This is a genomic window from Massilia sp. Root418, assembly GCF_001425265.1.
Lineage (GTDB): Bacteria > Pseudomonadota > Gammaproteobacteria > Burkholderiales > Burkholderiaceae_D > Rugamonas.
In genome coordinates, this window is record NZ_LMEC01000020.1 from 1,258,377 (window position 1) to 1,264,587 (window position 6,211).

At 65.2% G+C, this 6,211-nt stretch carries 5 protein-coding genes and 1 pseudogene; all 6 read left to right on the top strand.

Features of this window, described 5'->3' with window-relative positions; all coding sequences use genetic code 11:
* The first annotated feature begins 120 nt into the window (after positions 1-120).
* The gene (gene argF, locus ASC94_RS17935; protein WP_056397706.1) at positions 121-1,047 is read left to right on the top strand and encodes an ornithine carbamoyltransferase; all 927 of its coding nucleotides are present in this window, start codon (positions 121-123) and stop codon (positions 1,045-1,047) included.
* A 115-nt stretch (positions 1,048-1,162) separates the two neighbouring features.
* Complete coding sequence (locus ASC94_RS17940) at positions 1,163-2,395, top strand: argininosuccinate synthase (protein ID WP_056397709.1); 1,233 nt, start codon at positions 1,163-1,165, stop codon at positions 2,393-2,395.
* A gap of 136 nt (positions 2,396-2,531) precedes the next feature.
* On the top strand, positions 2,532-3,931 hold a 1,400-nt coding region (locus tag ASC94_RS17945), incomplete at its 3' end, for a methyl-accepting chemotaxis protein (RefSeq protein WP_229417312.1).
* A gap of 1 nt (position 3,932) precedes the next feature.
* Positions 3,933-4,331 (top strand): annotated as a pseudogene (locus ASC94_RS33770) (methyl-accepting chemotaxis protein); the annotation flags it as partial.
* Between the two features lie 485 nt (positions 4,332-4,816).
* A partial coding sequence (locus ASC94_RS33775) for a CHASE3 domain-containing protein (protein WP_229417329.1) occupies positions 4,817-5,763 on the top strand: 947 nt, incomplete at its 3' end.
* 242 nt (positions 5,764-6,005) lie between these two features.
* On the top strand, positions 6,006-6,211 hold a 206-nt coding region (locus ASC94_RS33780), incomplete at its 3' end, for a methyl-accepting chemotaxis protein (RefSeq protein ID WP_229417330.1).

The following is a 6,211-nucleotide window of genomic DNA, read 5'->3' on the forward strand; positions in this document are numbered from 1 at the left end:
GCAGCGGTTGCCGGCCCCAGCCATCGATGCTGCCGCAGCCCCGATTTAGCCGTATAATGTTTTGCTAAGCTGGCGTTTCCGGCACCCCCGCCACTGCCAGCCCAACAAATCGTTGTCACTATGTCTACCCAAAAACCGATTCGGCACTACCTGCAGTTTTCCGACTTGTCGTTGGATGAATACGAATACGTGATCGAACGCGCCCACGTCATCAAGCGCAAATTCAAGAACTACGAAATCTATCACCCGCTGGTCGACCGTACCCTGGTGATGGTGTTCGACAAGAACTCCACCCGCACCCGCCTCTCCTTCGAGGCCGGCATGCACCAGCTGGGCGGCGCCGCCATCTATCTGAACACCCGCGATTCCCAGCTGGGCCGCGGCGAGCCGGTGGAAGACGCCGGCCAGGTCATGTCGCGCATGTGCGACGTGCTCATGGTGCGCACTTTCGGCCAGGACATCATCGAGCGTTTCGCCGCCCATTCGCGCGTGCCGGTGATTAACGGCCTGACCAACGAGCACCATCCCTGCCAGGTATTCGCCGACATCTTCACCTACTACGAGCACCGCGGCTCCATCGCCGGCAAGACCGTGGCCTGGGTGGGCGACGCCAACAACATGCTGTATTCCTGGCTGCAGGCGGCCGAAGTGTTCGGCTTCCACGTCAACGTGTCCACGCCCAAGGGCTACGACATGGATATGTCGCTGGTGTCCACCGACCGCTATACCTTCTTCGCCAACCCGTCCGACGCCTGCGAAGGCGCGGACCTGGTCAACACCGACGTGTGGACCAGCATGGGCTACGAGGACGAGAACGCGGCCCGCCTGAAGGCCTTCGACGGCTGGATCGTCGACAGCGCCAAGATGGCGCGCGCCAAGCCGGACGCGCTGTTCATGCATTGCCTGCCCGCGCACCGCGGCGAGGAAGTGGCGGCAGATGTGATCGACGGCCCGCAGTCGGTGGTCTGGGACGAAGCCGAGAACCGTCTGCATATCCAGAAGGCGCTGATCGAGTACCTGCTGCTGGGACGGCTGGACGGCAAGTGATGCACCGGCGGGTTACGCGCTGCGCGCTAACCCGCCCTACGGACGTGCGGCGTCCTGCGGGGCACCTCCGCCGGCAAGATAAAATACCGAATCACCTATCAAGAATGGAACGACCATGAGCGACATCAAAAAAGTAGTCCTGGCCTACTCGGGCGGCCTGGATACCTCCGTGATCCTGAAGTGGCTGCAGGATAACTACCAGTGCGAGATCGTCACCTTCACGGCCGACCTGGGCCAGGGCGAGGAACTGGAACCGGCGCGCGCCAAGGCGCTGAAGTTCGGCATCAAGCCCGAGAACATTTACATCGACGACGTGCGCGAAGAATTCGTGCGCGACTTCGTGTTCCCCATGTTCCGCGCCAACACCGTGTACGAAGGCGAATACCTGCTGGGCACCTCGATCGCGCGTCCGCTGATCGCCAAGCGCCTGATCGAGATCGCCAACGAGACCGGCGCCGACGCCATCTCGCACGGCGCCACCGGCAAGGGCAACGACCAGGTGCGCTTCGAGCTGGGGGCCTACGCGCTGAAGCCGGGCGTGAAGATCATCGCGCCATGGCGCGAGTGGGACCTGCTGTCGCGTGAAAAACTGCTGAAGTACGCGGAAGACGCCGGCATCGACATCGACATGAAGCACAAGAACGGCGGCGCGCCGTACTCGATGGACGCCAACCTGCTGCACATCTCCTTTGAAGGCCGCCACCTGGAAAACCCGAGTGCCGAAGCCGAGGAATCGATGTGGCGCTGGAGCGTGAGCCCGGAAGCGGCGCCCGACCAGGCCGAATACCTGGACATCGAATACGAAAAGGGCGACATCGTGGCCCTGAACGGCGTGCGCATGTCGCCTGCCACCGTGCTGACGGAACTGAACCGCCTGGGCGGCAAGCATGGCATCGGCCGCCTGGACCTGGTGGAAAACCGCTACGTGGGCATGAAGTCGCGCGGCTGCTACGAAACCCCGGGCGGCACCATCATGCTGAAGGCGCACCGCGCCATTGAATCCATCACGCTGGACCGCGAAGTGGCCCACCTGAAGGACGACCTGATGCCGCGCTACGCCTCCATGATCTATAACGGCTACTGGTGGGCGCCCGAGCGCGTGGCGATCCAGACGCTGATCGACCACACCCAGGCCACCGTGAACGGCTGGGTGCGCGTCAAGCTGTACAAGGGCAATGTGATCGTGGTGTCGCGCGATTCGAAGACCGATTCGCTGTTCGACATGACCATCGCCACCTTCGACGAAGACGGCGGCGCCTACAACCAGGCCGACGCCGGCGGCTTCATCAAGCTGAACGCGCTGCGCATGCGCATCGCAGCGAACGCCCGCCTCAAGCGCGGCCAGTAAGTGACCAATACGGCGGCCGGTACGGCGCTGATGTGGTAAAGCTGTAACCGGACGGGCCGCCAAGTGCGGCCCGTTTTGTTTTTCCGGGCGGCAGTGCTACATTGCCATATCATCGCTGGGAGAACTCATGAGAGATATGCGCATCAGAACCAAGCTTACCGCCGGTTTCGGCGCCATCGTGGCCACCCTGCTGCTGCTGCTCGGCCTGTCCTTCAACCAGTTCAGCCGCCTGTCCGACGCCAACGCGTGGGACCGCCACACGCTGGAGGTGCTGCTGGAGGCCGACCAGATCGCCAACGCAGTGCTGCAGATCCAGAACTCCACGCGTGGCTTCATGCTGACCGGGAACGAGAGCCTGATCAACATCATCCCCCAGGAAGAGGAATCCATGCGCCGCCACGTGGCGCGCGCGCTGGAACTCACCAGGGACAATCCCCAACAACAGGCGCGCCTGAAGCGCATCGGCCCCATGGCCGAGGACTGGGTGCAGAACGTCATCCACCCCCTGCTCGACAAACGGCGCGAGTTGAACAAGCAGGTGGGCGTGTCGCAGCAGGTGGCCACGGCGGCCGATGTGCTGAACGGCGCCAAGGTCATTGCCGACGTGCGCAAGCTGCTGGCGGAAGTCAGCGCCGACGAGAACCGCCTGCTGGCCGAGCGTTCGGCCGAAGCGCGCGAGCTGCGCCAGTCGCAGGCCTGGCTGCTGGGCGGCGGCGGCGCGCTGGCGGTGCTGCTGGCGCTCGGCATCGGCTGGCTGCTGCTGCGCGCCCTGCTCGGGCCATTGAGCGTGCTGATGCAGGCGGTGGGCCGTATCGCGGCCGGCGAGCAGTCGGCGCGGGTGGCGGTGGTGTCGAACGATGAACTGGGCCAGGTGGGCATGGAGTTCAACCGCATGGCGCAGACCATCCAGGACAGCCAGGCCAGGGAGCAGGCCGACAGCAGCGCCCTGCGCGCCAAGGTGGACGCGCTGCTGGAAGTGGTGTCCCGGGCCGCCTCGGGCGACCTGACCGGCAAGGTCACGGTGGCTGGCGACGACGCCATCGGCCAGTTGGGCCATGGCCTGTCGCGCATGTTCGACAACCTGCGCGCGCTGCTCAACAATGTGCAGAAGGCCGGCATCCAGGTCACCACCTCGGCCACCGAGATCGCCGCCTCGGCCAAGCAGCAGGAAGCCACCGGCGTGGAACAGGCCCAGACCAGCGTGGAGGTGCTCAGCACCACCAAGGAAATCTCCTCCAACACGGCGCAGCTGCTGCAGACCATGGAAAGCGCCACCGCCGTGGCCGACTACACCACCAGCGCCACCGCCGAGGCACAGGACAACCTGAAGCGCATGGACGAGACCATGCAGCACATGGTGTCGGCCACGGACTCCATCAGCGCCAAGCTGGCTGCCCTGTCCGAAAAGGCCAGCAACATCAACAGCGTGCTCACCACTATCACCAAGGTGGCCGACCAGACCAACATCCTGTCGCTGAACGCGGCCATCGAAGCCGAGAAGGCCGGCGAGGCCGGGCGCGGCTTCTCGGTGGTGGCNGCCAAGCTGGCTGCCCTGTCCGAAAAGGCCAGCAACATCAACAGCGTGCTCACCACTATCACCAAGGTGGCCGACCAGACCAACATCCTGTCGCTGAACGCGGCCATCGAAGCCGAGAAGGCCGGCGAGGCCGGGCGCGGCTTCTCGGTGGTGGCCACCGAAATCCGCCGCCTGGCCGACCAGACTTCGGTGTCAACCTGGGACATCGAGCAGATGCTCAAGGAGATGCAGTCGGCGGTGTCGGCCAGCGTGATGGGCATGGACAAATTTTCCGAAGAGGTGCGCCGCAGCGTGGGCGAGGTGCGCCAGGTGACGGACCAGCTCTCGGGCGTGATGGTGCAGGTGCAGAAACTGGCGCCGCAGTTCGACGCCGTGCTGCAGGGCATGCAGTCGCAGTCGNGTGCGCCAGGTGACGGACCAGCTCTCGGGCGTGATGGTGCAGGTGCAGAAACTGGCGCCGCAGTTCGACGCCGTGCTGCAGGGCATGCAGTCGCAGTCGGTGGGCGCGCAGCAGATCACGCAAACCATGATGCAGCTGAACGACGCCACCCAGCAGACCGTGGAATCGCTGCGCTCGACCAGCGAGGCGGTGCAGCAGCTGCAGTACGCCGCTGGCGCGCTGCAGAGCAGCGTGGCCACCTTCTCGGTCAATAGTTGAGCCGCTGGGGCGCGGCACGCCAGTTTCACGCCATGGCAGGCCCTGCCCATGGCAGAATGGCGCATTGCCACTGGATTACGGAGAACCCATGCTCAAAGACCTGAGTATCAAGAAGAAACTCTACTTCGGCTTTGGCGCCATTCTCGCCATCATCGCGCTGCTGCTGGTGGCTGCCTATTACAATTTTTCCCGCCTGTCCGAAGCGAACGCCTGGGACCGGCACACCATGGACGTGCTGCTGTCGATCGACCGCGTCAGCAACGATATCCTGGACGTGCAGGCCGAATCGCGCGGCTACTACCTGACCGGCGACCCGGCGCGCGCCGCGCGCATCAAGGGCGAGCTCGATGACGTGACGGTTTCCCTGAACAAGGCGCGCGAGCTCACGCGCGACAATCCCGTCCAGCGGGCCCGCATGGACAAGGTGCGCGCCCAGATCGACAACTGGATCAAGGATGTGGTCGAGCCGCAGGTGGCGCTGCGCCGGAAGCTGGGCGACGCGCCCGGCGCAGCCGACACCATCGGCCGCTCGCCGGAGTCCCAGCTCAAGCAAGGCAGCCCGCTGATCCGCGCCATCCACGCCGAGCTGGAAGCGGCGTCGGCGGAAGAAACCCGGCTGCTGGCCGAGCGTACCCAAACCTCCACCGAGCTGCAGCGCTCCATGCTGATGGTGCTGCTGGCCGGCGGCGCGGCCTGCTTCGTGCTGGGCGTGCTGATTGCGTATTTCCTGTCGCAGGCGCTGATCGCGCCGCTGACCAATCTCACGCAGGCGGTGGGCCGCATCGCGGCCGGCGAACAGGGCGCGCGTGCCGCCGTGATTTCAGGCGACGAGCTGGGCCAGGTCACGGCTGAATTCAACCGCATGGCGCAGACCATCCAGGACAGCCAGGCCAGGGAGCTGGCCGACACCAACCTGCTGCGCGCCAAGGTGGACGCGCTGCTGGAAGTGGTGTCCAAGGCTGCCTCGGGCGACCTGACCGGCAAGGTCACGGTGGCCGGCGAGGACGCGATCGGCAAGCTGGGCCACGGCCTGTCGCGCATGTTCGACAACCTGCGCGCGCTGCTCAACAATGTACAGAAGGCCGGCATCCAGGTCACCACCTCGGCCACCGAGATCGCCGCCTCGGCCAAGCAGCAGGAAGCCACCGGCGTGGAACAGGCCCAGACCAGCGTNACAGAAGGCCGGCATCCAGGTCACCACCTCGGCCACCGAGATCGCCGCCTCGGCCAAGCAGCAGGAAGCCACCGGCGTGGAACAGGCCCAGACCAGCGTGGAAGTGCTCAGCACCACCAAGGAAATCTCCGCCAACACGGCGCAGCTGCTGCAGACCATGGAAAGCGCCACCGCCGTGGCCGACTACACCACCAGCGCCACCGCCGAGGCACAGGACAACCTGAAGCGCATGGACGAGACCATGCAGCACATGGTGTCGGCCACGGACTCCATCAGCGCCAAGCTGGCCGCCCTGTCCGAGAAGGCCAGCAACATCAACAGCGTGCTCACCACCATCACCAAGGTGGCCGACCAGACCAACATCCTGTCGCTGAACGCGGCCATCGAAGCCGAGAAGGCCGGCGAGGCCGGGCGCGGCTTCTCGGTGGTGGCCACCGAAATCCGCCG

Bases quoted from the DNA above. Each gene is read 5' to 3' on its own strand.
- argF (WP_056397706.1), top strand. From the start codon at position 121: ATGTCTACCCAAAAACCGATTCGGCACTACCTGCAGTTTTCCGACTTG.
- ASC94_RS17940 (WP_056397709.1), top strand. From the start codon at position 1,163: ATGAGCGACATCAAAAAAGTAGTCCTGGCCTACTCGGGCGGCCTGGAT.